Below are 24,679 nucleotides of genomic sequence, written 5' to 3'. Positions count from 1 at the left end.
AAGGAAAAGAGCCATGCGCCACGGTTTCAAAGGCCGTCGCTTCGCCCGCAGCGTAAGCCACCGCAAGTCGATGTTCGCCAACCTCGCCGTGTCGCTGATCGAGCACGAGCAGATCGTCACTACCCTGCCGAAGGCGAAGGACCTGCGTCCGATCGTCGAGAAGCTGGTGACGCTCGGCAAGCGCGGCGACCTGCACGCCCGCCGCCAGGTGATCGCGCAGATCGGCAATGAAGGCGTCGTCAAGCGCCTGTTCGAAACCATCGCACCGCGCTACGCCAGCCGCAACGGCGGCTACCTGCGCATCATGAAGGCGGGCTTCCGCCACGGCGACAATGCCGCCATGGCGGTCATCGAGTTCGTCGACCGCGACACCTCGGCCAAGGGCGCCGCCGACCGCGCGCGTCTCGAGGCCGAAGGCGGCGAAGAGGAAGCCGCGGCCGCATAAGGCCAGGTTTTCAGCGAATGAATTCAAGGGGCCTTCGGGGCCCCTTTTTGCGTTCTGAAACCAGCGAGCAGGGCGAGCGGATTTTCGTTCTCGTTCTCACTCTTTTGCGCGACAAGCATCGTATTTCCGTGCATTAGCCTTTCATTCTGCACAATCGTCGGGACAATGGCGCCTGATCTGGAGGATTCGGAATGCACCTCAAACGGCTGTTTCTTATTGCGGTTTGCACGCTTGCCGCTTTCGCCGCGGCTCCTAGCGTCAGACAGGCATTCGCAGAAGATGCCGCCAAGCCGGCCGACCCTGGCCTTTCCGACGTGCTGACCGATCTCTTGCATGGCGTCGAGGGCGAGAACTCCACTTCCGGGCCCGACAAGCGCGTGCCGTTCGGCCGCGAGGAGGTGCAGCTTTCGTTTGCGCCGCTGGTCAAGCAGACGGCGCCGGCCGTGGTCAACGTCTATGCCTCGCAGACCGCAAAGGTGACCTCGCCGTTCGAGGGCGATCCCTTCTTCGAGGAGTTCTTCGGCCGCGCGCAGCCGCGCGCGCAGTCTTCGCTCGGTTCCGGCGTGCTGGTCGATCCGAGCGGCGTGATCGTCACCAACTACCATGTCATCAAGGATGCCGACGAGGTGAAGGTCGCGACGGCCGACGGGCGCGAGTTCACATCCAAGGTGATGCTGAAGGACGAGACACTGGATCTTGCCGTGCTCAAAATCTCCGCCGACAAGCCGTTCCCGGTGATCGCCATCGGCGATTCCGACGCGCTCGAGGTCGGCGACCTGGTGCTCGCCATCGGCAATCCCTTCGGCGTCGGCCAGACGACCACCAGCGGGATCGTTTCGGCGCTTGCCCGCAGCCATATCGGCGTTTCCGACTCCGGCTATTTCATCCAGACCGATGCCGCCATCAATCCCGGCAATTCCGGCGGCGCGCTGATCAACATGGGCGGCCAGCTGGTCGGCATCAACACGGCTATCTATAGCCGCAGCGGCGGCTCGATCGGTATCGGTTTCGCCATTCCGTCGAACATGGTCAGGGCTTTCGCCGACGCCGCCAAAGCCGGCCTGGATTTCTTCGAGCGGCCCTATATCGGCGCCGAGTTTGAAGCCGTGACACCCCAGATCGCGGAATCGCTTGGCATGGAAAAGCCGACAGGCGCGCTGGTCTCGTCGGTCGATGGGGCCGGACCGGCCGGCAAGGCGGGGCTCAAGCCTGGCGACGTCGTGCTGTCGCTCAACAACACCCCGGTCGAAAGCATCGAGGCGCTGGATTACCGCATGGCGACGCTGTCGATCGGTACCAAGGCGACCTTCGCAGTGCTGAGCAAGGGCCAGCAGGCAACGCTTGAGATTGCGCTGGAGCGCGCCCCCGAAGGCGCGAAGGCGAGCGAGGTCACGCTGCATGGCCGCAGCCCCTTCGCCGGCGCCAAGGTGGCAGAGCTTTCGCCGCGCCTTGCCCAGCGTCTCGGGCTGCGCACCGACATGAAGGGGGTCACCGTGGTCGACATCAACCGCGATTCACCGGCCGCCGATTTCGGCTTCCAACCGGGCGACATCGTGCGCGAAGTGAACGGCACGAGCATCGATAAGGCGGCGACGCTGGCACAGATTGCGCAGCAGGACACGCGGTGGTGGCGGTTTACCGTCGAGCGCGGTGGGCAGATACTGCGCCAAGTGTTGCGTTACTGAGCAGGCTCTGGAAAAGGGGCCGCGTTCCAACCAAATAAAAGCGCATGGCCGATCTGTTCAGCGTCGATGAACCGGAGAAGGCGCCGCCCGGCCGGCCGCTGGCTGACCGGTTGCGCCCGAAGACCCTTGGCGAGGTTGTCGGCCAGGAGCACTTGACCGGCCCGGATGGCGCGCTGACGCGGCTGATCAAGTCCGGCACGCTCGGCTCGATGATTTTCTGGGGCCCGCCCGGCACCGGCAAGACGACGGTGGCGCGGTTGCTCGCCGGCGAAACCCACCTTGCCTTCGAGCAGATATCGGCGGTGTTTTCCGGCGTCGCCGACCTGAAGAAAGTATTCGAGGCAGCAAAACTGCGCCGGACCAATGGCCGCCAGACGCTGCTCTTCGTCGACGAGATCCATCGCTTTAATCGTGCCCAGCAGGACGGTTTCTTGCCGGTCATGGAAGACGGCACGGTTGTGCTGGTCGGCGCCACGACGGAGAACCCGTCCTTCGAGCTGAACGCGGCGCTTCTGTCCCGCGCGCGGGTGCTCGTCTTCCGCTCGCTGGACGAGGAGAGCATCGCCAAGCTGCTGGAGCGGGCCGAGGCGACCGAGGGCAGGGCGCTGCCGCTCGACGACGAGGCGCGGGCCATGCTGATCCGCATGAGCGATGGCGACGGTCGTGCCTCGCTGACGCTCGCCGAGGAAGTCTGGCGCGCCGCCAGGCCGGGCGAGGTGTTTGGGCCCGAAGGCCTGCAGCGCGTCATCCAGCGTCGCGCGCCGATCTACGACAAGGGCCAGGACGGCCATTACAACCTGATCTCGGCGCTGCATAAATCGGTGCGCGGCTCGGATCCGGACGCTGCGCTGTATTACCTCGCCCGCATGTTCGATGCCGGTGAGGATCCGCTCTATCTCGGCCGCCGGCTGGTGCGCATGGCGGTGGAAGATATCGGGCTTGCCGATCCGCAGGCCCTGGTCGTCGCCAATGCCGCAAAGGACGCCTACGATTATCTCGGCTCGCCCGAGGGCGAACTCGCCTTCGCCGAGGCCACCGTCTATCTCGCCACCGCGCCCAAGTCGAATGCCGTCTACACCGCCTTCAAGGCGGCGACACAAGCGGCCAAGGAATTCGGCTCGCTGCTGCCGCCCAAGCACATCCTCAACGCGCCGACCAAGCTGATGAAGGAAGAGGATTACGGCGCCGGCTACCGCTACGACCACGACGAGCCGGATGCCTTTTCCGGCCAGGACTATTTCCCGGAAAAGATGGGCCGCCGCACTTTCTACGATCCGCCCGAGCGCGGCTTCGAGCGCGAGGTCAAGAAGCGGTTGGAATACTGGGCAAAGCTGCGCAAAGAGCGGGAATAGCCGCTTCCGCGACTCGGCGGGCTCGGGTGCTTCGCGGCGAAGCTTCGTCGGCATGACAGCAAAGTCGAGATGCTGGCGCGATCGTGAGCGGGCAAACCTGTTCCAGATTGTGCCGCGTCATGAAAAATCCTATGAAGGCGCACGGCTGGCGGGGGTCGCCGTGATTTGGCTCATGCGAACAGGATCGCGCTCCCAAGCGAAAGACTATGACAAAGCAAACCCGTAAGACTCTTCGTCAGGCTGCTATCGCAGTCCCGCTTCTCGCGCTTGGCTTTTATTTTATCCCGATCCTGACCACGATCTGGATCGTCTGCGGTCTGATCGACGTGATGCGCAATGCAAACAAGGATCTGTCGTTGTTCCGCGGCTATTTCCTCGGCAACGGCATCTTCACCTGGCTGCTGTCGCCGTTCAACCTTTTGGTCGACCTGCTTTGCTATCGGAACCCGGGCGTATGGAAGCTGGAGCAGTTCCCTGCAGACTATCAGCGCGAGGTCAACGAGGTTCTCGACGTCTTCAAGGCTCGCAAGGACGAGATCATCGCCGATATCGACGCCAATTTCGGCACCGGTCGGCGCGGCATGTATGTCTATCAGTGGTATGGCAAGCACAAGATCGACAACGTCGCGGAATTCAACAAGGACTTCAAATACATCAAGACCATCGCCGTCTCAGTCTTCAGAGGCAAGGAATCGACTTCCTGGCATTTCGGGCCGCTGCGGCTCAGCCTGCGCATCCTCTACAACCTGTTGCCGGTCAAGGCTGAGATTTTCGTCGAGTGCAACGGCGCCAGGAACTACTGGCACGACAACCCGCTTTACATTTTCGACGACACGCTGCTGCACCGTTCAGTGAACGAATATGACGGACGCCGCTACTGCGTGTTCATGGATATCATCCGTCCATCGCCATTCCCCGGCCTGATCGCCAACCTTCTCGCCATCGTCTCGGTCAGCGTCGAGCGCGTCAATTCCATGTTCTACAAGAACTGGAAGATGATCGGCTCGTCCAAGGCCAAGAAGGCGGCCGCAAACTGAGGCGTCCGCGCCCGCGGCTGCGCAACGCTCTTTGGCGCGATCTTTGTCCGTTGTTGGGTCTTTGGCTCGCAACCTCTCTGCCTTAGTGCTATGGCGCCGCTTTCAACCGGAAAAGCGTAACCATGGCAGGTGTCGAACAAATCACGGTGGAGGCCGGCGAAGCGGGCATGCGGCTCGACCGCTGGTTCAAGGTCCATTATCCGGGCCTCGGCTTCGGTCACCTGCAAAAGCTCTTGCGCTCGGGCCAGGTCCGCGTCGATGGCGGCCGCGTGAAGGCCGACACGCGCGTCGAGCCCGGGCAGACCGTGCGCATTCCGCCGCTCGAAGTCGACAAGAAGGGCGACGCCCCGCTCACCGGCCATTCGATCCGCAACCAGGGCGATGCCGATGTGCTGGCCAAGATGCTGCTGCACGAGGACCCGAAGGTCTTCGTCTTCAACAAGCCTGCCGGGCTTGCCGTGCAGGGCGGCTCCGGCGTCACGCGCAATGTCGACGACATGCTCGAGGCCTGGCGCAACCAGAAGGGCGAGAAGCCGCGCCTCGTCCATCGCCTCGATCGCGACACTTCCGGCGTGCTGGTCGTTGCCCGCACCCGCCTTGCCGCGATGAAGCTGTCGGAAGCGTTCCGGGCGCGCGAGACGAAGAAAACCTATTGGGCCTTGGTCAAGGGCGTGCCGCCGAAGCGCGAGGACAAGATCTCGACCTGGCTGGTCAAGGAGGCGACGCCGGACGGCGACCGCGTGCGCATCGCCAAGCATGGCGAGAAGGGCGCCGACCATGCCGTTTCCTATTACCGCGTGGTCGAGCAGGCGGCGCAGTCGCTGTCCTGGCTGGAAATGGAACCCTATACCGGCCGCACCCACCAGCTTCGCGTCCATGCCGCCCATATCGGCTGCCCGATCATCGGCGATCCCAAATATTTCGAGGCCGACACCAATTGGGAGTTTCCCGGCGGCATCCAGAACCGCCTTCATCTTCACGCGCGCCGCATCGTTATCCCGCATCCAGACCAGGGCGTCATCGATGTTACCGCGCCGATGCCACCGCATATGCGCCAAAGCTGGAACTTGCTCGGCTTCGATGAGCAGAGCGCGGAGGACGACAATTGAGCGGTGCTGCCGATACATTCGGGCGACGCGACGCGGTCGACATGACCGCGGCCGCCATGATGGTCGGGCTGACATTGTCCTGGGGCCTGAACTACGTCGCCGCCAAGGTCTCCTATGCCGGCTACGATCCGGTCTTCGTATCGATCGCGCGCTCGATCATCGGCGGGCTGTGCGTTCTCGGCTGGTGCCGGTTGCGCGGCATCAAGCTGTTTGAAGCGGATGGGACGCTCAGCGCCGGTATTGTCGTCGGCGTGCTCTTCGGCGTCGAGTTCCTGTTTCTCTATATCGGGCTGGAATACACGACCGTCGCTCGCAACACGCTGTTGGTCAACACCATGCCGTTCTGGGTCTTGATCGGCGGCCATTTTTTGCTCGGCGAGCGCATCAACGCGCGCAAGCTTGGGGGCCTCGTGCTTGCTTTCTGCGGGCTTCTGGCCGTGTTCTCAGACGGCATCTTCGCCGGCAATGACGCGACGCTGACGGGCGATCTGCTCAGTCTTGGCTCGGGCATCCTGTGGGCGTTGACCAGCATCGTCATCAAGCGATCGAAGTTGGTCGAGACCAGCGCCGAGAAGCTTCTGCTCTATCAGCTGGCGGGCGCCGCCGTCGTCGGCGCCCTTGTGATGCCGTTCGCCGGCCCGCCGATCCGCGAAATCGCTGCATTGCCGACACTGGCATTGATGTTCCAGTCTTTCTATATCGTCGCTTTCACCTATGTTTTGTGGTTCTGGCTGCTCACGCGCTATCCGGCGGCAGGCCTGTCCAGCTTCGCCTTCCTGTCGCCGGTGTTCGGTGTTCTGTGCGGCGCCGTGCTTTTGGGCGAGCCGCTGACGATCAGGATCTTCCTGGCACTGGGCCTGATCGCGGCCGGGCTGATCATCGTCAATCGGCCGTCGCGCAAGCAGGTCCCAGCGTAAGGAGTTCGAGATGCGCGACATCCTCAACGACCTCGAAGCGGGAAAGCAGCTTTCAGATCCCGATCCGGTGCGCCGCGCCCAGATCCAGATGAAGACGCCGCTGCCGAAGCGCTTCTACAAGGCGGTTTCGGTCGTGCCGGTCGAAGGCGGTTTTGCCGTCCATCTGGACGGCAGGCCGGTCCGCACGCCGGGAAAGGCGCTGCTGGTGTTGCCGACTGAAGGAGCCGCGACGCTGGTTGCTGACGAATTTTCCGCCCAGGGCGAGATCATCGACCCTGTGACCATGCCGGTGATGCGCCTTGCCAACACGGCACTCGACGGTGTGGCCAGCGACCCGCAAGCGGTGCTGGAGGATGTCCTGCGCTTCGCTTCGTCGGACCTGCTTTGCTACCGAGCCGATGGCCCGCAGGGGCTGGTAGACCGTCAGAACAGGCTCTGGGATCCGGTTCTCGATTGGGCAAGAAGCAACCTCGGCGTGCGCTTCAACCTCGCCGAAAGTGTCATCCATGTCGAGCAGCCGCGCGAGACGATCGCCGTCCTTGGCGCTCATCTTGCCCAGCGCGCCGAGCCGCTGCGTCTGGCCGCGATCCACGTCATGACCTCGCTGACCGGCTCAGCGCTGCTGGCGCTTGCCGTCGACTTCGGCGAGCTCGACGGCGAGGAGGCCTGGGCCGCCGGCCATGTCGACGAAGACTGGCAGATCGAGCACTGGGGCCAGGATGCCGAAGCCGTCGCGCGCCGCTCCGCCCGCAAGCGCGACATGATGGCGGCAGTCAGCCTGCTTGAGGCGCTCAAAGCCTGAGCTCCGCTTCGCATTGCATCTAATACCAAAGTCATAATCCCATCGTCGCGGTGCCTTTCCGGGGCGCTTTCTGCCATTTTTTCCTTCGTTGGCCGCGTTTTTGAGTCCGCGTTCGGAGGGACGGTGGCGCGCAGCCATCGAGGACAGACGGGATCCACGGGAGGATATATCAATGGCAATGGCATCGACCGCCGGCGGAAAAAGCCGCGGCATGACGCGGGAGGAAAAGAAGGTCATCTTCGCCTCCTCGCTCGGTACCGTTTTCGAATGGTACGATTTCTATCTTTACGGTTCGCTGGCCGCCTTCATCGGCGCGACCTTCTTCAGCCCGACCATCCCCGAGGCGACGCGCAACATCTTCGCGCTGCTGGCTTTCGCCGCCGGCTTCCTCGTCCGTCCCTTCGGCGCGCTTGTGTTCGGCCGCATCGGCGACCTCGTCGGCCGCAAATACACCTTCCTCGTCACCATGACGATCATGGGCCTGTCGACCTTCCTGGTCGGCCTGCTGCCCGGCTATGCCAGCTGGGGCATCGCGGCACCGGTGATCCTGATCGGGCTGCGCATGCTGCAGGGGCTGGCGCTTGGCGGCGAATATGGCGGTGCCGCAACCTATGTCGCCGAGCACGCGCCGGACGATCGCCGCGGCTTCTACACCTCCTGGATCCAGACGACGGCAACGCTCGGCCTATTCCTGTCGCTGATCGTCATCCTCATCGTCCAGGGTTCGCTCAGCAAGGAAACCTACGCTGCCTGGGGCTGGCGCATTCCCTTCATCGTCTCCTTCCTGCTGCTTGCCATCTCGATCTGGATCCGGCTGTCGCTTTCGGAGTCGCCGACCTTCCAGCGCATGAAAGAGGAGGGCAAGGGCTCCAAGGCGCCGCTGTCAGAAGCCTTCGGCCAGTGGAAGAACGCCAAGATCGCGCTTCTGGCGCTGCTCGGCCTCACCGCAGGCCAGGCCGTGATCTGGTACAACGGCCAGTTCTACGCGCTGTTCTTCCTGCAGAACGTGCTGAAGGTCGACGCGTGGTCGGTCAACGTCATGATCGCGATCGCGCTTGCCGTCGGCTCGATCTTCTTCGTCGTGTTCGGCTGGCTGTCCGACAAGATCGGCCGCAAGCCGATCATCATGGCCGGCCTTGCTTTGGGAATCGTCTGCACCTTCCCGCTGTTCAAGGCGCTGACCTGGGCCGCCAATCCCGCGCTGGCCACCGCACAGCAGAACACGCGCGCGACGGTGACCGCGGCACCCGGCGACTGCAGGTTCCAGTTCAATCCGGTCGGCACGGCGAAGTTCACGACATCCTGCGATATCGCGACCTCGTTCCTGACCAAGAACTCGGTGCCTTACGACGTCGTTTCGACCGCGGCACCCGGCACGGCCGCCACGGTCAAGATCGGCAACGAGACGGTGCAGTCCTATGACGCCGTCGCCGCCGGCGATCAGGCCAAGGCCAAGGAGGCCGCCTTCCAAAAGGCCGTCAACATGTCCCTGCAGGATGGCGGCTATCCGCTGAAGCGGGCCGCGGCCAAGGTGCCGGATCAGAAGCTCGACGCCTTCGTCGCAGCCAATCCGGAACTGAAGCTCGATGCCGCGGCGATCCGCGGCGGCGAGAAAACGACCGTTCCGACCGACAAGGCGGTGGCCGACAAGCTGCTGACCAAGGAGGAAGCGGCCGGCGCCCCCGAGGTCACTGTCTACAACATCCCGGGCGGTGGTGCCTTTGCCATGGTCGCCGATCCGGAGGCGGTGAATTGGCCGGTGACGATCGGCATCCTGTTCATCCTGGTCGTGTTCGTGACCATGGTCTACGGGCCGATCGCCGCGATTCTGGTCGAGATGTTCCCGACCCGCATCCGCTATACCGGCATGTCGCTGCCTTACCATATCGGCAATGGCTGGTTCGGCGGCCTGCTGCCGGCAACGGTGTTCGCACTCAGCGCCTACAAGGGCGACATCTATTACGGCCTCTGGTACCCGGTGGTGATCGCCGCGATGTCGCTCATCATCGGCATGATCTTCGTCAGGGATACGCTTGGCACCGATCTGGACGCCAAGCAGTAGCCGATCCTCGGCAATGAAGAGCCCGGCGCGAGCGATCGCGCCGGGCTTTTTCTCGTCTCGAGCTGGAAAGAATTTGGTCAGCTCTTGCGCTGCTTGTGTTCTTCCTCGATTGCCGCCTGATGGTACCAGCCGTCGAAATCTGCGTGCGTATTGCGCAACGAGGCAAGCTCTGCCGCGAATTTCGCCTTTGCGCCTAAATTTGAGGCAGACGCCCGGCCTGCAAGCGGGAACATCAGGATCTTTGCCGAAGGACGGGACGTGGTGACATCCATTGGCGGCCTCCTACCTCTTCAGGAGCAAGTCGATTCAAATCTGTTCCCAAGATAGGTTCTGCGATTCATTTAGGCAATATGCTCACAAAAAGATCAGTCGCTGCACAATATTTATGCAGAAAGCGCGCCTGAACGATCGCCGCGCATTGCTGCGCAGGCTCAGCAAAATCAACGCTTTGCGATGACCATTTTGCCGCACCCTGGACGAGGAGAGTGGCATACGAATTGCATTTTAGCGCACGGCAGGCCGGCTCGGTCCGGCCATGCGTTGATGCCGCCCCGGCGTCCAAGCAACGAGAGGCACTGGAATGACCAAATACAAACTCGAGTATATCTGGCTCGACGGCTACACCCCGACCCCCAATCTGCGCGGCAAGACCCAGATCAAGGAGTTTGCCGAGTTCCCGACGCTTGAGCAACTGCCACTGTGGGGCTTCGACGGCTCTTCCACGAACCAGGCCGAAGGCCGCAGCTCCGACTGCGTGCTGAAGCCGGTCGCGCTCTACCCGGATCCGGCGCGCACCAACGGCGTTCTCGTCATGTGCGAAGTCGTGATGCCCGATGGCCTCACCCCGCATGCATCGAACAGCCGCGCGACGATCCTGGACGACGAGGACGCCTGGTTCGGCTTCGAGCAGGAATATTTCTTCTACAAGGACGGCCGCCCGCTCGGCTTCCCCGAGAGCGGCTATCCGGCGCCGCAGGGACCTTATTACACCGGCGTCGGCTACAAGAATGTCGGCGATGTCGCGCGCCAGATCGTCGAGGAGCATCTCGACCTCTGTCTTGCCGCCGGCATCAATCATGAAGGCATCAACGCCGAAGTGGCCAAGGGCCAGTGGGAGTTCCAGATCTTCGGCAAGGGTTCCAAGAAAGCCGCCGACCAGATCTGGATGGCGCGCTACCTGCTGCTGCGCCTTACCGAAAAGTACGGCATCGACATCGAGTTCCACTGCAAGCCGCTTGGCGATACCGATTGGAACGGCTCGGGCATGCACTGCAACTTCTCGACCAAGTACATGCGCGAAGTCGGCGGCAAGGCCTATTTCGAGGCGCTGATGGCCCAGTTCGAAAAGAACCTGATGGATCACATCGCCGTCTATGGTCCGGACAATGACAAGCGCCTGACCGGCAAGCATGAGACCGCGCCTTGGAACAAGTTCTCCTATGGCGTTGCCGACCGCGGTGCCTCGATCCGCGTGCCGCACTCCTTCATCAAGAACGACTACAAGGGTTATCTGGAAGACCGCCGCCCGAACTCCCAGGGCGACCCCTACCAGATCGCCTCGCAGGTCTTGAAGACGATCTCGGAGGTCGCGACCGACGCGAAGGTCTCGGCAGCGGCGTGATGCTTTTACGGCGTGGGCGGCAGTCCGCGCCAGGCCAGCGAACATTAAAAAAGCCCCGGCGAAATGCCGGGGCTTTTTTACGCCTGGCTTGCTTGGCGGCGATGAGATCCGCGCCCTCGCGACAGTGCTGGCCTGCTGTTCTGACGAGGCCCGTCCTGCGGCCTTTCCGCCCTCTGGCGAGCTGTTCACGAAAAAACCCCGGCTTTCGCCGGGGTTGTTTTCTGTCGGGAATGCAGTCGCTTACACCGAATAGTACATGTCGTACTCGACCGGGTGCGGGGTCATTTCGAAGCGCATCACCTCGGCCATCTTGAGCTCGATATAAGAGTCGATCTGGTCGTCGTCGAACACGCCGCCTGCCTTCAGGAAGCCGCGGTCCTTGTCGAGGTTCTGCAACGCTTCGCGCAGGGAGCCGCAGACCGTCGGGATCTTCTTCAATTCCTTCGGCGGCAGGTCGTAGAGATCCTTATCCATCGGCTGTCCGGGATGAATCTTGTTCTTGATGCCGTCGAGACCCGCCATCAGCATGGCGGCAAAGCCGAGATAGGGGTTCGCGCCCGGATCGGGGAAGCGGACCTCGACGCGCTTCGACTTCGGCGAGGAGCCGAACGGAATGCGGCAGGAGGCCGAACGGTTGCGCGCCGAATAGGCGAGCAGCACCGGCGCTTCGTAACCCGGCACCAGACGCTTATAGGAGTTGGTGAGCGGGTTGGTGAAGGCGTTGATCGCCTTGGCGTGCCTGATGATGCCGCCGATGTAGAAGAGGCAGGTTTCCGACAAGCCGGCGTATTCGTTGCCGGCGAAGGTCGGCTTGCCGCCCTTCCAGATCGACTGGTGCACGTGCATGCCCGAGCCGTTGTCGCCGAACACCGGCTTCGGCATGAAAGTGGCCGTCTTGCCATAGGCATTGGCGACCTGGTGCACGACATACTTATAGATCAGCATCTTGTCGGCGTTGCGCACCAGCGTGTCGAACTTGATGCCGAGTTCGTGCTGGGCGGCCGCGACCTCGTGGTGATGCTTTTCGACGCGCACGCCCATTTCAGCGAGCACTGTCAGCATCTCGGAACGCATGTCCTGGCAGGAGTCGATCGGCGGCACAGGGAAGTAGCCGCCCTTGATGCGCGGCCGATGGCCGAGATTGCCGGTCTCATAGTCGGTGTCGTCGTTGGACGGCAGCTCGGTCGAGTCCAGGCGGAACCCGGTGTTATAGGGATCGGCCTTGTACTTGACGTCATCGAACACGAAGAACTCAGCTTCCGGGCCGACATAGATGGTGTCGCCGATGCCTTCCGACTTCATGTAGGCTTCGGCTTTCTTGGCAGTGCCGCGCGGGTCGCGATTATAGGCCTCGCCCGAGATCGGATCGAGGATGTCGCACAGGATCACCATGGTCGACTGGGCGAAGAACGGATCCATGTGGACCGTATCCGTGTCCGGCATCAGCACCATGTCGGACTCGTTGATCGCCTTCCAGCCCGCGATCGAGGAGCCGTCGAACATGACGCCGTCGGCGAACATGTCTTCCTCGACCTCGACGACGTCCATCGTCACATGCTGCAGCTTGCCCCTCGGATCGGTGAAGCGCAGGTCGACGAATTTTACATCGTTGTCCTTGATCTGCTTCATGATGTCTTTGGCTGTCGTCATGTCATGTATCCCTGTGTGCTGACGTTTTTTGATGATGACGGTTCAGGAAGACGGGTGGAGTCAGACCGCGTCCATGCCGGTCTCGCCGGTGCGGATGCGGACGACTTCCTCGATGTTGGAGACGAAGATCTTGCCGTCGCCGATGCGGCCGGTCTGCGCCGCCTTGCGTATGGCTTCGATGGCGCCTTCGACGGCGTCGTCGCCGAGCACGACCTCGATCTTCACCTTGGGCAGGAAGTCGACGACATACTCGGCGCCCCGATAAAGCTCGGTATGGCCCTTCTGCCGACCGAAACCCTTGGCTTCGGTGACGGTGATGCCTTGCAGCCCGGCTTCCTGAAGCGCTTCCTTCACTTCGTCCAGCTTGAATGGCTTGATGATCGCTTCGATCTTTTTCATGTAGAAAGTGGCCTCCACTGCCAAAGAGACGGGTTGCGCGCCCCGCTTGCGCCTTCATCAAGCACGAAGCGTGCCAAATACCAGAGGTTGAGGGCGGTATCGGGCGATTTCCATGCCTTGCTGCACCCGAATGCAAATCCGCGTCATCCGCTGCATCGGATGCGTCATCGACGCCCAAAGCCTATACATCGCTCCTCCATCCGTCTGCGCAAAACTTGAGCAGATAGCGCAATTTGCAGGCAGATTCCCCTCCGGGCGCCCACCGCTCTGGGATGCATACGCCCGCCGCTGTTTGCTTCGAGCCGCAAATCGGACAATGCTTGATCGCATGGAGATCGGCAATCCCATGCGCAATGAACTTCTTTCCCCGTCCGAAATGGCCGAAGCCGACCGGCTGGCGATCGCCCAAGGCCCGCTCGACGGCTGCGGATTGATGCGCCGGGCCGGCGAAGCCGTGGCGGCCGTGCTCATGGCGCGCTATCCGGCGGCGGCACGGGTGCACGTGCTTTGCGGACCCGGCAACAATGGCGGCGACGGCTATGTCGTGGCGAGCCTGCTCCGGAAGAGCGGTGTCGACGTTGCGTTGTGGAGATCGGGCGAACCGCGCGCGGGCAGCGATGCCGCGCTGGCTGCAGCCGATTGCCCGTTGGAGCCACGACCGCTATCTGCCTTCGCGGCCGAACCGGGATCGCTGGTGGTCGACGCGCTGTACGGAGCGGGGCTCTCGAAAGCACTGTCGGGCGATGCCGCCCGGGCCGTCCAGGTCGTTGCGGATCTCGGCTTGCCGGTCATCGCCGTGGACCTGCCCTCGGGCGTTTCCGGCGAAAGCGGCGCCATCCTCGGCAGCGCATTTCGGGCGGCGGTTACCGTGACGTTCGCGCGAAAGAAGCCGGGGCATCTGCTGCTGCCGGGGCGGGAAATGAGCGGCGAGATCGTGCTCGCCGACATCGGCATCGGTGACGACATCATCGCTCGAGTCGCGCCGCGCAGTTTCGAGAATGCGCCGGCGCTCTGGCTGCCTGTCTTTCCGGTTCCGGCCGTCGATGCGCATAAATATAAGCGCGGTCATGCCAGTGTCTTTTCGGGCGGTCCTGCGGCCACCGGTGCCGCGCGCCTGTCGGCGCTCGCAGCCGCAAGAAGCGGGGCAGGGGCGGTGACGGTGCTGTCGCCGGCGAACGCCATGCAGGTCAATGCCGCTCATCTGACATCGATCATGCTGCGCAAGGTCGACGCAGTTGCCGATCTCGGTGCGTTCCTTGCCGACCGCCGCCCCTCGTCCTTTGTGCTCGGCCCGGGGTTTGGCATCGGCGAAAAGGCGCGCGATTTTGTCCTGGCGCTGCTCGGCGCCGGGCACGCGCAGGACACCGGCGTTGAAGGGCTGGTGCTCGACGCCGACGGCATCACCTCGTTTCGCGACGAGCCTGAGACGCTTTTCCAGGCTGCCCGAAAGTCCGGCGCCCCGGCGCTGGTGATGACGCCGCATGAAGGCGAGTTCGGCAGGCTGTTTCCTGAGATCGCGGGCGACAAGGCTCTTTCCAAACTCGGCAAGGCCCGCGCGGCGGCGGCGCGAGCCAACGCCGTCATCGTCTACAAAGGCGCCGACACGGTGATCGCAGCACCAGACGGCCGCGCCGCGATCAACGGCAATGGCGCGCCGTGGCTTGCCACCGCGGGTTCGGGCGACGTGCTGGCGGGCATCATCGCCGGGCTCCTGGCACAAGGCATGCCGGCGTTCGAAGCGGCCTGCGCGGCTGTCTGGATACACGCCGAAGCCGGCAGCCGGTTCGGACCCGGCCTGATCGCCGAGGATTTGCCTTTGGCCATGGTGCCTGTGCTGCACGCGTTGGTCGAGAATGGGATGGCTGCCCGATGATGAGGCTGGCGATCCTTGTCGCGGTCGCTGCCATCGCTGTTCTTGGCGAGCGGGCGGCTGATGCTGCCGGTCGTCCGGTCACGGTCGTGGACGATCCGCAGGTGCTCGCCAAGCTCGACGCCGATGGCTTCGGATTCGCCGGTATTTTTGGCATCAGCGGCAAGGACGATCTGAAAACGCTCTATGACGCGGCGCCGGCCTACCACGCCATCGTCGACACCGTAGCGGCCGATGTCGCAGCACTGCGCGCCGACCTGAAAGCAGGCGGCCGGCCGCTCTATGAGGTGACCGACGGCAATGTCGGCCGCATCATCGACATGCGCTGGCTGAAGACCGACGCGGCGCGTTTCCGGCTGGTCGGCGTCGTCAACCGGCTCGACCGGCGTGACTTCGCAAAGCTCGGTGGGGAAGCGGGCTGCGGCGAGGTGCGCTTCATCTACCGCCTTGCCTATAGTTTCAGGAAGAACGGCAAGGTGTTGGCCTCGAGGCTGCCGTTCAATTTCAGTGCCATCTACCGCGCAGTTCCCGACGCCGACGGCGGCTGTACCGGCGTCGCCGGGCGCTGGACGCCGCAGATCGACGAAGCGGCGGATGCCGGGTGGCTGTCCGGCGGACCGCTGGATAAAGCGAGCCTCTCCTTCAAGCAGCTCGAACTCAACGCTCAGGTGGTGCGCTTTCCTTCCGGCCAGGAGACCGAATTTGGCGGTCAGGCCGCCTATCTCATGCGCATCTTCGGTATCGACGGCACCACAATCAGCCAGAAACCGCTCGAAAATACGCCGGACACCATCCGCCTTGCGCAAGACGCGCGGTTGAAGGCGAGGCTTACGGACTATGTCCGCGCCAATGCCGGTGCAATCGATCTCGGCGTTTACGAAATCCCGGATGAATTCCTAGCGAAGAAGGTCATCTCCTGGTCGACCTTCGGCAGTGCCAGGCAGGCCAATCATCCATTCACGCCACTGTTCGAACCGGAGGCGCTTGCCGGGGTCGACTATTCGAAACTGACATTGGCGCGCACGGCCGAAGCCCTGATCGAGCGGCTCGACAACGGCGCCTGCCATGGCTGCCATCAGGCGGGCTCGACCGCAGGATTCCATTTCATCGGCCTCGACGATAGCACGACTTCGCCGCTCAACCGCATCGAAGTCGGCATCTCGCCGCATCTCCATGCCGAGATTCCGCGCCGCGAGGCGTGGCTGCAGGCGACTGCGGAAGGCAAAGAAGCGAACGGGTTTCGCCCGTTGTCCTTCGCACCACCCGCCGTGTGGAAAGACACCGGCGAGATCGCCTATACGCCGGCCGAGACGACCATGCCGTGCCTGGTGCCGGAAGACGCCGCCCGCTTCGGCAGCAGCTGGCAATGCGGAGCCGGCACGGTCTGCACACCGATCGCGACCGCTACAGGGGTTAGGACGAAACTGGCGCAATGCCTGCTGCCGAAGGAGAGCCGGAACATCTTTTCCGGCCATCCCTGCTTGACCGGAACGATTGCCAGCGACACCGCGCAGCCCTTCAACGACCGTTACAACGTCACCGGCCAGTTCGCGGCGTTCGCGCCCGCCATTTCACGCACCGCCTATACCTGCCGGCCGCCCAAGATCGGTGTGCCAGGCGGCTTCGCCTATCGCGGCTGCGACGCGAAGGATCTGGCCTTCTCCGCTTTCAAGGCTGGCAAGCCGATGCCGAGCGAAATCTGCGGCTTGGTCGGCGGCAAGAAGTTCGATATTTGCGTGGCGACCAACAATTTCGACCAATGCCTCGGCGGCGCCGTTAATCGCGGTAACCGTCCGGCCTGCTCGGCCGATCGTTTCTGCCGCGAGGATTATATGTGCCAGTCGCTGCCGTCCGACACGCCGGGTGCTGGCAGGGTCAAGGGCATCGGCTTCTGCTCGCCGACCTATTTCCTGTTCCAGATGCGCATCGACAATCATGCGACGCCGTGGACGAACACCGCCCGCGCGAGCATGAGCGCGGGCTTTGGCGCCACCGAGGAGTAAGCGGTCATACCGGTTGGGGTGCGTATTTTCCGACGCTTGCCGCCAGCGCTTCGAGCACACGCTGCTCACTGATACCGCGCGTGTTCAGGACCCAGCTCGGTATCGAGATCGGAGGCTCGATGAAGGTTACCTGCTCGTTCAAGGGTCCATGCACGTAGGATCGGTTCGAGCCGAAGATGAGCACGCTTGGAATGCCTAAGGCGCCGGCTGCATGGGACACACCGCCATCGACACCGAGAAAGACGGTGGAGGCGGCGATCTGGTGCATGGCCTCTGCAATGTCGGGCGTCGAGGTGAAGTCGATCGCCTCAGGCAACAAGGCGCGAATCTGGGCGGCAGCCTGGCGTTCGCGCGGACCGCCGACAAGCCAGACGGACCAGCCCCGTACCATATGCTTTCGCGCGACCGAGACGAAGCGCTCGGGCGGCCAGGAGCGCATGTTCTCGAAATCGGAAGTATAGAGGGAAAGCACTGGCCTTGCCGGATCGATGCCGTTGCGCCGGCGCCACTTGGCAACGTCTTCGGACGAAATCGCCAGCCGCGGGGCCGGCAGCTGTTTTTCCTCGGCGGGCTGCTTGCCGAGGAGCGCGATCGCACAGACCTGTTCGACGAGCCTTGTCTTGCGCGGGCCGAAGGCCACGAAGGTTTTCAGCCATCCCGCCGGCAGCCGGTTGACGATGCCGAACTGGAGCTCGCGCGGATATCCAATGCGCTCGGGAATGCCCGCCAGCCACGGCACCAGGGCCGCCTTGGTGCTGCTGGTGAGCAGATAGGCTGCCTGATAATTCTCCTGGCGGAGTTCGCGCGCCAGCCGCACCCGCTCCTTGAGACCGGGGTTCCAATGCCTCTCGACGGTCCAGGCCTTCCGGACATGCGGCATCAAGCGCGCCAGGGGCGCGGCGAGCGGCGAGGTGATGACGTCGATCGGCTGTCCGGGAAACGTCGCTGCTATGATTTGAATTGCCGAATGGCAGCGGATGAAGTCGCCGATTGCCGGCAAGCAGAACACGAGAATGGGGCGCAACGCGCGATACCTTTTCGATCCGACGCAGTCGCCGCGAACGGCGAGCATGCCGGTTCCTTGTCACGGAAGCGCTTCGCCATCAAGGATGCGGGCATAGAGTTCCAGATAGGCCTTCGCGGTTTTCGCGATCGGAAATCTGTCCGCGGCAGATTCACGGCATTTGCGCATGCACAGGTCTGCGACCTCGGCAAGACCTTCAGCAAACTCCTCGTCGCTCTCGAAGAACCGGCCCGTATCCGTGTCCACCGTCTCCGGCAGGGCGCCGCGCGCTGTGGTCAAAACGGGCGTGCCGCACAGCATCGCCTCGACCGGCGCATTGCCGAAAGGCTCTTCCCAGGCGATCGGATTGAGGAAGGCCTTCGATGCGCCCAGCAGGCGCAGCTTGTCGTCGCCGTCGACGACGCCGTTGAAGCGATAGCGGCGGGAAAGACTCTTGAAAAAGACCCCCTCGCGGCGGGTCCGACTTCGGCCGAGCAATTTCCACCGCGAGCCGCCGGCGATATCGAGGGGAAAGTCGAATTTCCTGGCGAGTTCGACTGCCCGGTTCAAGCCCTTTCCGGCGCGTGCGATGGCCGCCATGAAGAGGAGGCGATCGCTCTTCGATTCGGCCAGCCGATAGTCATCCACCGGAAAGCCGTTGTAGACGAAGGTCTTGCGGCCGTGCAGCTGGGCGTGCCGTGCGCTGATGAAGCTCCAGTTCGGTTGCGGCCGCGGATAATCCGGTAAATGGCCCCGCTCGGTGTTGAGGGTCGGGAAGTCAACCTCGACCTTCCACGCATGAAGGTGGACGATTTGGGTGTCCTTGCGGATCGCCGCGCGGCACTCGGCATCGCTCACAGCATGCCGGACTTCGCACAGTGGATGCGACGATCCAGGGCCCGCCACGAGGACGACACGGTGGCCCTGCCTGACCAGTTCAGTGGCCAGCCAGTCGACCTGACGTTCTATCCCGCCGTAGCCTTTGCACGGAACGACGCCCTTTGTTGCAAGGGTTATTAGCATTCATTACCGCCATCACATTGATGTGATTTCAATGTGATTAGAGGTTGCCAGTTGTCAACCTCCGACGACGGATTGCGTAAGCCAGAGTTCCAGCCGCCGGCCGGCTTTTCGAGGTTCCACCGATTGAGATGGTCGGCGACTCCCGGTCGCGAGGCCAAGCGGAAGGAGAGGGGCTAAGCAACGAGAATAACGGCGGACCTGCCGAAATGCTTGCCAGCTACAAGGACCAGTCGCGACACCACCGCCTCACAGCGGAATGTTGTCGTGCTTCTTCCAGGGGTTCTGCATATCCTTGTTGCGCAGCATGCGCAGCGCCCGCGCGATCCGGCGGCGCGTCGAATGCGGCATGATCACCTCGTCGATATAGCCGCGTTCGGCCGCTACGAAGGGCGACAGGAACCGATCCTCGTATGCTTTGGTGTGGGCGGCGATCTTCTCCGCGTTGCCGATGTCCTTGCGGTAGATGATCTCGACCGCGCCCCTTGCGCCCATCACCGCGATCTGCGCCGTCGGCCAGGCATAGTTCATGTCGCCGCGCAGGTGCTTCGACGCCATCACGTCATAGGCGCCGCCATAGGCCTTACGGGTGATCACGGTGATCTTCGGCACGGTGGCTTCGGCATAGGCGAACAGCAGTTTTGCGCCATGCTTGATCAGCCCGCCATATTCCTGCGCGGTGCCTGGCAGAAAGCCTGGAACGTCGACCAAGGTAACGATCGGGATCGAGAAGCAGTCGCAGAAGCGCACGAAGCGCGCCGCCTTGCGGCTGGCGTCGGAGTCGAGCACGCCGGCCAGAACCATCGGCTGGTTGGCGACGAAGCCGACGGTTCGCCCCTCCACACGGCCGAAGCCGGTGACGATGTTCCTGGCGAAGCTCGCCTGGATCTCGAAGAAGTCGCCTTCGTCGGCAACCTTCAGGATCAGTTCCTTGATGTCGTAGGGCTTGTTGGCGTTGTCCGGAATCAGCCGGTCGAGCGACATGTCATGGTCCGTCACCGACTGGTAGCATTCGATCTCGGGAATCTCTGCGGTATTGGACGCCGGCAACAGGTCAATCAGCCGGCGCATCTGCAGCAGCGCCTCGACGTCGTTGTCATAGGCGCCGTCGGCGATGGAGGATCGGGTCGTGTGTACCGTGGCGCCGCCGAGGCTTTCGGCCGTCACCGTCTCATTGGTCACCGTCTTCACCACGTCCGGCCCGGTGACGAACATGTAGGAGGTGTCGCGCACCATGAAGATGAAGTCGGTCATGGCCGGCGAATAGACATCGCCGCCGGCGCACGGGCCCATGATCAGCGAAATCTGGGGGATGACGCCGGAGGCGAGCACGTTGCGCTGAAAAATCTCGGCATAGCCGCCGAGCGCGGCCACGCCTTCCTGGATGCGTGCGCCGCCCGCGTCGTAGAGGCCGATGATCGGCGCGCGATTGCGCAGCGCCATCTCCTGCACCTTGACCACCTTCTCGGCATGCGCCTCAGACAGCGAGCCGCCGAAGACGGTGAAATCCTTGGCAAAAAGGTAGACTGGACGGCCGTTGACGGTGCCCCAGCCTGTGACGACGCCGTCGCCCGCGATCTTGGTTTTCTCCATGCCGAAGTCGGTTGAGCGGTGCTCGACATACATGTCGAACTCCTCGAACGAACCCTCGTCGAGGAAGACGTCGATGCGCTCGCGGGCGGTGAGCTTGCCCTTCTTGTGCTGGGCCTCGATCCGTTGCTTGCCGCCGCCCATCCGGGCGATCTCGCGGCGGCGCTCGAGTTCCTTCAGCACGTCCTTCATCGCTGCCCCCACAATAGAAAGGTGGTTTGTGGTAATCGTGAGGGCAGCGCAGCGCAAGCGTCGCTTTTCGATCGGCGTTTTGTTGCGCTGCAACATCCACCCTTGCATTTTGCGGCGGACTCGGCCATATGCGGTCGCATAGGCGCTTGGGCCGAACTTCGGCCACTAATTGAGACTGGTTGCGTCTGTTTTCCCTCTTTCCGGTGGGCCCTCGCGTCGATCGGCAAGCTGGCGAAAGAGCCCCGGGGCATGACGCCTGCGGGCACGACAGCGCAGCCGCGCGGACGCTCCCCGTCCGCCGCCTTGTCGTTTCCTGACAATTTTTCGACGGCAGGTTGCGCCCTGCCGCCATGATGTTTGCGGCCACAGGGCCGCGTGAAAGAAGACTATTTTGACCAATGAAAATCAGGCGGACCAGAACGGTTTCGCTACCCTTGGAATCACCGGCGCGCTGCTGAAGGCCGCCAATGCCGCCGGCTTCACGGATCCGAAGCCGATCCAGGTGCAGGCGATCCCGCCGCAGATCGAAGGCCGCGACATATTCGGAATTGCTCAGACCGGTTCGGGCAAGACGGCGGCTTTCGCGCTGCCGATCCTGTCGAAGATCATCGGGCTCGGCACGAAGCGCCGGCCAAAGACGGCGCGCGCGCTGATCCTGGCGCCGACACGCGAGCTAGCGGTACAGATCGAGGACACCATCAAGCTGCTCGCCAAGGGCGCGCACATCTCGACCGCGCTCGTGCTCGGCGGCGTCTCCCGCTACAGCCAGGTGAAGAAGATCGCACCCGGCGTCGATATCCTGATCGCCACGCCCGGCCGGCTGACCGACCTGGTGCGGGAAGGCGACCTCATCCTTGCCGATACCAAATGGCTGGTGCTCGATGAGGGCGACCGCATGCTCGACATGGGCTTCATCAACGACGTCAAGCGCATCGCCAAGGCGACCGCGCCGAACCGCCAGACCGCGCTGTTCTCGGCCACCATGCCGAACGAGATCGCGGAACTCGCCAAGGGCTTGCTGAAGGACGCCGTCCGCATCGAAGTCTCCCCGCAGAGCACGACGGCGGCCGAGATCGTGCAAAGCGTGGTGCTTGCCCGCACCAAGCAGAAGCGCCAAGTGCTGTCCAAGATGCTGGCCGACGCGGCGATGCGCTCGGTCATCGTGTTCTCGCGCACCAAGCATGGCGCCGACCGCGTCACCAAGGACCTTGCCCGCGACGGCTTCGACGCCGCAGTGATCCACGGCAACAAGTCGCAGAACGCGCGTCAGAAGGCGCTCAACGATTTCCGCGACGGCTCGGTGCGTATTTTGGTGGCGACCGATATCGCCGCGCGCGGCATCGACGTCCCAGGCATCAGCCATGTCGTGAATTTCGACTTGCCGGACGAAGCGGAGAGCTATGTCCACCGTATCGGCCGTACCGGCCGCAACGGCAGGGACGGCATCGCGATCACGCTTTGCGATCCATCGGAGAACGGCAAGCTGCGGCAGGTCGAGCGCATCATCCGCATGAAGCTTCCGGTCATTGCCGATCATCTCGGCAGTCCCGTCCCGCAGCGCGATCCGAAGGAAAGGACCGAGCGTCATTTCGAGCCGGCCAATGACCGCGAGCACCATGGCGGCCGTCGTGATGGCCGCCGTCCCGGCAGCGGCAACAACGGCAAGAAGCGCTTCGGCGGCAAGCCCGGTGGCGAGCGCCAATTCGCGCCCAAGCCGCAAGGCGAACGTCCTGCGGGCGCCAAGCCGAATGGCGAGCACAAGCCTGACGGCTTCAAGCGCTTCAAGGGCAACAACAAGCGCCGCTTCGGCGGCAAGCGGCCGGCGAACCGGGCCGCTTAAAGTCCCACCGAGGTTTGATTGAAATCGCATAACGGCCGGAAGCAACGCTCCGGCCGTTTCTCGTCTCACGGACTTGATTGCTGCTGCATCAGCGCCTTCACCCACACCACGATCCGCTCTGTCAGAAAGCCCGTGGTCTGCGGCGATATTGCATCGCCTGCAATGACGTGGTTGTCCGGATCGCCCGTATCGTCGACCGGCACCAGTTCGTGCGGACCGCCCCAGCGGCCGGCGACCTCGCGCGTGCGGTCCGGCCGGACCACCTTGTCGGCATCCGAGAAGATGAACAGGGCAGGGATGGTCGCCTTCTCGACCGGCGCGCGATAGGCGAGCTCGGTGAGCGCAGCCATCGGCAAGGCCGCCGCGATCGGATATTTGGTGGTCCAGAATTTTTCGTGCAGCGCATTGCGCGCCGGAAAACTGCGCTCCCTGCCGCCGACGAGTTCGGCAATCTCTCTGCCCCAAGGCAGTGTAAGGACCTCGGCGCCCGACGCCTTGACGCCGAAATTAGGCGAGATGAATGCGATTGCCGCGACGCCGTCGGAAGCACCAGGCTGGGCTGCAGCCCATGTCGCCAGTGAGGCGCCAGTCGAGGTGGCGATAACGATCACCTTCTCGCCGATCGCGCGCCCGATCGCCAGTGCCTCCTCATAGTCGTTGATCCAGGCATTCACGCTGCCTTCGGCCATGGCCGCGCCGTCCTGCCCGTGGCCGGTCAGGCGGGTGTAGAAGAGATTGGCCTCGATCTCCCCGGCGACGTCGTCCGGCAGCGGCCGGATCTCGCCCTTGGATGCCGAAAACCCGTGGATGTAGACGATCGCAAGCTTGGTCTTGGCGTGAACCAACGGATTCGCCCAGATGATCTCCTTGTCCAACCCGTCACGGATATTGGGTACGGCCGCTTCTTCGCGCGCCAGATAGGCCTGCGGATCGTCGCCGATCGCCGAAGGATCGAAACGGATCGTCGTATCGACCGCCACGCGTGGGCCGAGGTAAAAGCCTGAGAGGAGGATAACGACGAGACCCAGTACCGCAAGCAAGATCCGTCGCCCCATGACCGACTCCAAGCAACAATTCTCAACCTATGGCGGTGCCCACCGAGAGGCAATCTCTCCCGGATCAGCGGATGTCGTGCAAAAGCCTGCGACGGTTTTGCGAAACGACTTGCATAGAAAGGCATAAAGCGCGTTGCCTGAATGCGTTTCAGCGCGAGGCGCTTTACGCCGCTTTGTCCGTTGGACTTTTTTCGCCCGGCGTCTTGCGGTCGAAATACAACGGCCGTCCCCGCCAGCTGGTGGTCAGCCCGATCACCAGTCGGCCTACGGGTCGCGGCAGCAGGCCCAGCAGCTTCAGCGGCCAGCTTATGTGATAGGGGAAGGTGACTTCGAAGCCTCCCCTCCGGATGCCGCGCGCCATGCGGCGCGATGCCCGGTGAACAGGCATCAGGCCCGGCATCGGCAGCATGTTCTTCTCGGTCAGCGGCGTGTCGACGAATCCCGGATTCATCACCTGGATGCGGATGTTCATCTTGTCGAAGTCGTATTTCAGCGATTCCGCCAGGATGTTGATTGCCGCCTTGGTGCCGCCATAGGCGGCGGTGGTCGGCCAGCCGGAATAGGCCGTGACCGACCCGACCAGGACGACATGCCCGCGTCCTCGCGTGCGCATATAGTCGACCGCAGGCACCAGTCCGTTGACGATGCCGAAATAATTGACGGCGAAGGAACGATGAAAATCGCGCACCACGAGATGCTCACCGGGGGTCGCGATGTAGTTGCCGGCGTTGAAGACGGCGAGCACGATCGGCCCCATGTCTTTCTCGATCGCCGCGACAGTGCGTGCCATCCCTTCTTCGTCGGTCACATCGCAGGGAAAGGATTTCACGTGGCCGGCCATCTGCGCGGTCTCAACCAGCAGCGTATCGGCTGGATCGCTGGCAAGCGCCGTCACCGCGACGGCATAGCCTTGCCTCGCCAGGTCCTTGGCCAGCGCCCGGCCGAGGCCGCTGCTGCCGCCCGTGATCCAGGCGACACCGTCTTTCGGGTTGGCCCGGTAGAGTGTCATTGAAAGTCCTGCGAATTA

20 protein-coding genes are annotated in these 24,679 nt (G+C 63.2%); 12 read left to right on the top strand and 8 right to left on the bottom strand.

Features of this window, described 5'->3' with window-relative positions; translation table 11 throughout:
• The first annotated feature begins 13 nt into the window (after positions 1–13).
• From rplQ to A9K66_RS06745, 8 genes are all read left to right on the top strand, one after another.
• The gene (gene rplQ, locus A9K66_RS06780) at positions 14–445 is read left to right on the top strand and encodes a 50S ribosomal protein L17 (protein ID WP_066989613.1); all 432 of its coding nucleotides are present in this window, start codon (positions 14–16) and stop codon (positions 443–445) included.
• A 191-nt stretch (positions 446–636) separates the two neighbouring features.
• The gene (locus A9K66_RS06775) at positions 637–2,130 is read left to right on the top strand and encodes a DegQ family serine endoprotease (RefSeq protein ID WP_067321459.1); all 1,494 of its coding nucleotides are present in this window, start codon (positions 637–639) and stop codon (positions 2,128–2,130) included.
• A 44-nt stretch (positions 2,131–2,174) separates the two neighbouring features.
• A complete protein-coding gene (locus tag A9K66_RS06770; RefSeq protein WP_067321456.1) occupies positions 2,175–3,482 on the top strand; it encodes a replication-associated recombination protein A in 1,308 nt (435 codons plus the stop codon).
• A gap of 206 nt (positions 3,483–3,688) precedes the next feature.
• Positions 3,689–4,519, top strand: a complete 831-nt coding sequence (locus A9K66_RS06765; protein ID WP_067321452.1) for an aspartyl/asparaginyl beta-hydroxylase domain-containing protein — start codon at positions 3,689–3,691, stop codon at positions 4,517–4,519.
• 122 nt (positions 4,520–4,641) lie between these two features.
• A complete protein-coding gene (locus A9K66_RS06760; protein ID WP_067321449.1) occupies positions 4,642–5,628 on the top strand; it encodes an RluA family pseudouridine synthase in 987 nt (328 codons plus the stop codon).
• A gap of 41 nt (positions 5,629–5,669) precedes the next feature.
• Positions 5,670–6,545 (top strand): DMT family transporter, encoded by an 876-nt coding sequence (locus A9K66_RS06755; RefSeq protein ID WP_067321630.1) that lies wholly within the window; start codon positions 5,670–5,672, stop codon positions 6,543–6,545.
• A 10-nt stretch (positions 6,546–6,555) separates the two neighbouring features.
• Positions 6,556–7,347 carry an ATP12 family chaperone protein gene (locus A9K66_RS06750; RefSeq protein WP_067321446.1) on the top strand — a complete coding sequence of 264 codons (792 nt, stop codon included), beginning with the start codon at positions 6,556–6,558 and terminating at the stop codon, positions 7,345–7,347.
• Between the two features lie 172 nt (positions 7,348–7,519).
• Positions 7,520–9,409 carry an MFS transporter gene (locus A9K66_RS06745; protein WP_067321442.1) on the top strand — a complete coding sequence of 630 codons (1,890 nt, stop codon included), beginning with the start codon at positions 7,520–7,522 and terminating at the stop codon, positions 9,407–9,409.
• A 77-nt stretch (positions 9,410–9,486) separates the two neighbouring features.
• Here A9K66_RS06745 and A9K66_RS06740 read toward each other — a convergent pair whose 3' ends face one another.
• Positions 9,487–9,681: a DUF2735 domain-containing protein gene (locus A9K66_RS06740; RefSeq protein ID WP_067321438.1), complete on the bottom strand. Its 195-nt coding sequence runs from the start codon at positions 9,679–9,681 to the stop codon at positions 9,487–9,489.
• Positions 9,682–9,989: 308 nt separating this feature from the next.
• On the opposite strand from A9K66_RS06740, the gene A9K66_RS06735 reads away from it, so the two are divergent.
• Positions 9,990–11,030: a glutamine synthetase beta-grasp domain-containing protein gene (locus tag A9K66_RS06735; protein WP_067321435.1), complete on the top strand. Its 1,041-nt coding sequence runs from the start codon at positions 9,990–9,992 to the stop codon at positions 11,028–11,030.
• A 240-nt stretch (positions 11,031–11,270) separates the two neighbouring features.
• On the opposite strand, the gene glnA is transcribed toward A9K66_RS06735, so the two are convergent.
• Both glnA and A9K66_RS06725 read right to left on the bottom strand, forming a co-directional pair.
• Complete coding sequence (gene glnA / locus A9K66_RS06730) at positions 11,271–12,680, bottom strand: type I glutamate--ammonia ligase (RefSeq protein ID WP_066989632.1); 1,410 nt, start codon at positions 12,678–12,680, stop codon at positions 11,271–11,273.
• Between the two features lie 60 nt (positions 12,681–12,740).
• Positions 12,741–13,079: a P-II family nitrogen regulator gene (locus A9K66_RS06725; protein ID WP_006205430.1), complete on the bottom strand. Its 339-nt coding sequence runs from the start codon at positions 13,077–13,079 to the stop codon at positions 12,741–12,743.
• Between the two features lie 346 nt (positions 13,080–13,425).
• Here A9K66_RS06725 and A9K66_RS06720 point away from each other — a divergent pair, with 346 nt between their 5' ends.
• Positions 13,426–14,952 (top strand): bifunctional ADP-dependent NAD(P)H-hydrate dehydratase/NAD(P)H-hydrate epimerase, encoded by a 1,527-nt coding sequence (locus A9K66_RS06720; protein ID WP_067321628.1) that lies wholly within the window; start codon positions 13,426–13,428, stop codon positions 14,950–14,952.
• Positions 14,949–16,952, top strand: a complete 2,004-nt coding sequence (locus A9K66_RS06715; protein ID WP_067321432.1) for a hypothetical protein — start codon at positions 14,949–14,951, stop codon at positions 16,950–16,952. Before A9K66_RS06720 ends, A9K66_RS06715 begins: the two co-directional genes overlap by 4 nt.
• Before the next feature lie 4 nt (positions 16,953–16,956).
• Here A9K66_RS06715 and waaF read toward each other — a convergent pair whose 3' ends face one another.
• From waaF to A9K66_RS06700, 3 genes are all read right to left on the bottom strand, one after another.
• Positions 16,957–17,976: a lipopolysaccharide heptosyltransferase II gene (gene waaF / locus A9K66_RS06710; protein ID WP_067321626.1), complete on the bottom strand. Its 1,020-nt coding sequence runs from the start codon at positions 17,974–17,976 to the stop codon at positions 16,957–16,959.
• A 60-nt stretch (positions 17,977–18,036) separates the two neighbouring features.
• Positions 18,037–18,813 carry a glycosyltransferase gene (locus tag A9K66_RS06705; protein WP_245307417.1) on the bottom strand — a complete coding sequence of 259 codons (777 nt, stop codon included), beginning with the start codon at positions 18,811–18,813 and terminating at the stop codon, positions 18,037–18,039.
• Between the two features lie 411 nt (positions 18,814–19,224).
• Entirely contained in the window at positions 19,225–20,757 is a 1,533-nt protein-coding gene (locus tag A9K66_RS06700) for an acyl-CoA carboxylase subunit beta (protein ID WP_067321426.1), read from the bottom strand.
• A 391-nt stretch (positions 20,758–21,148) separates the two neighbouring features.
• Here A9K66_RS06700 and A9K66_RS06695 point away from each other — a divergent pair, with 391 nt between their 5' ends.
• Entirely contained in the window at positions 21,149–22,597 is a 1,449-nt protein-coding gene (locus A9K66_RS06695; RefSeq protein WP_067321422.1) for a DEAD/DEAH box helicase, read from the top strand.
• 65 nt (positions 22,598–22,662) lie between these two features.
• On the opposite strand, the gene A9K66_RS06690 is transcribed toward A9K66_RS06695, so the two are convergent.
• Entirely contained in the window at positions 22,663–23,652 is a 990-nt protein-coding gene (locus A9K66_RS06690; RefSeq protein WP_067321419.1) for an alpha/beta fold hydrolase, read from the bottom strand.
• 163 nt (positions 23,653–23,815) lie between these two features.
• A complete protein-coding gene (locus A9K66_RS06685; protein WP_066989643.1) occupies positions 23,816–24,661 on the bottom strand; it encodes an SDR family oxidoreductase in 846 nt (281 codons plus the stop codon).
• Positions 24,662–24,679: the final 18 nt, after the last annotated feature.

This window comes from Mesorhizobium sp. AA23 (assembly GCF_001672435.1).
Taxonomy (GTDB): domain Bacteria; phylum Pseudomonadota; class Alphaproteobacteria; order Rhizobiales; family Rhizobiaceae; genus Mesorhizobium.
This window is presented reverse-complemented; position numbering and strand designations above follow the sequence as displayed.

Excerpts from the sequence above, each read along its gene's own strand:
- A9K66_RS06775 (WP_067321459.1), top strand. The coding sequence starts at position 637 with ATGCACCTCAAACGGCTGTTTCTTATTGCGGTTTGCACGCTTGCCGCT.
- rplQ (WP_066989613.1), top strand. The coding sequence starts at position 14 with ATGCGCCACGGTTTCAAAGGCCGTCGCTTCGCCCGCAGCGTAAGCCAC.
- A9K66_RS06750 (WP_067321446.1), top strand. The coding sequence starts at position 6,556 with ATGCGCGACATCCTCAACGACCTCGAAGCGGGAAAGCAGCTTTCAGAT.
- A9K66_RS06700 (WP_067321426.1), bottom strand. The coding sequence starts at position 20,757 with ATGAAGGACGTGCTGAAGGAACTCGAGCGCCGCCGCGAGATCGCCCGG.
- A9K66_RS06715 (WP_067321432.1), top strand. The coding sequence starts at position 14,949 with ATGATGAGGCTGGCGATCCTTGTCGCGGTCGCTGCCATCGCTGTTCTT.
- A9K66_RS06760 (WP_067321449.1), top strand. The coding sequence starts at position 4,642 with ATGGCAGGTGTCGAACAAATCACGGTGGAGGCCGGCGAAGCGGGCATG.
- glnA (WP_066989632.1), bottom strand. The coding sequence starts at position 12,680 with ATGACGACAGCCAAAGACATCATGAAGCAGATCAAGGACAACGATGTA.
- A9K66_RS06755 (WP_067321630.1), top strand. The coding sequence starts at position 5,670 with ATGACCGCGGCCGCCATGATGGTCGGGCTGACATTGTCCTGGGGCCTG.
- A9K66_RS06690 (WP_067321419.1), bottom strand. The coding sequence starts at position 23,652 with ATGGGGCGACGGATCTTGCTTGCGGTACTGGGTCTCGTCGTTATCCTC.
- A9K66_RS06765 (WP_067321452.1), top strand. The coding sequence starts at position 3,689 with ATGACAAAGCAAACCCGTAAGACTCTTCGTCAGGCTGCTATCGCAGTC.
- A9K66_RS06725 (WP_006205430.1), bottom strand. The coding sequence starts at position 13,079 with ATGAAAAAGATCGAAGCGATCATCAAGCCATTCAAGCTGGACGAAGTG.
- A9K66_RS06740 (WP_067321438.1), bottom strand. The coding sequence starts at position 9,681 with ATGGATGTCACCACGTCCCGTCCTTCGGCAAAGATCCTGATGTTCCCG.
- A9K66_RS06745 (WP_067321442.1), top strand. The coding sequence starts at position 7,520 with ATGGCAATGGCATCGACCGCCGGCGGAAAAAGCCGCGGCATGACGCGG.
- A9K66_RS06720 (WP_067321628.1), top strand. The coding sequence starts at position 13,426 with ATGCGCAATGAACTTCTTTCCCCGTCCGAAATGGCCGAAGCCGACCGG.
- A9K66_RS06685 (WP_066989643.1), bottom strand. The coding sequence starts at position 24,661 with ATGACACTCTACCGGGCCAACCCGAAAGACGGTGTCGCCTGGATCACG.
- A9K66_RS06735 (WP_067321435.1), top strand. The coding sequence starts at position 9,990 with ATGACCAAATACAAACTCGAGTATATCTGGCTCGACGGCTACACCCCG.
- A9K66_RS06770 (WP_067321456.1), top strand. The coding sequence starts at position 2,175 with ATGGCCGATCTGTTCAGCGTCGATGAACCGGAGAAGGCGCCGCCCGGC.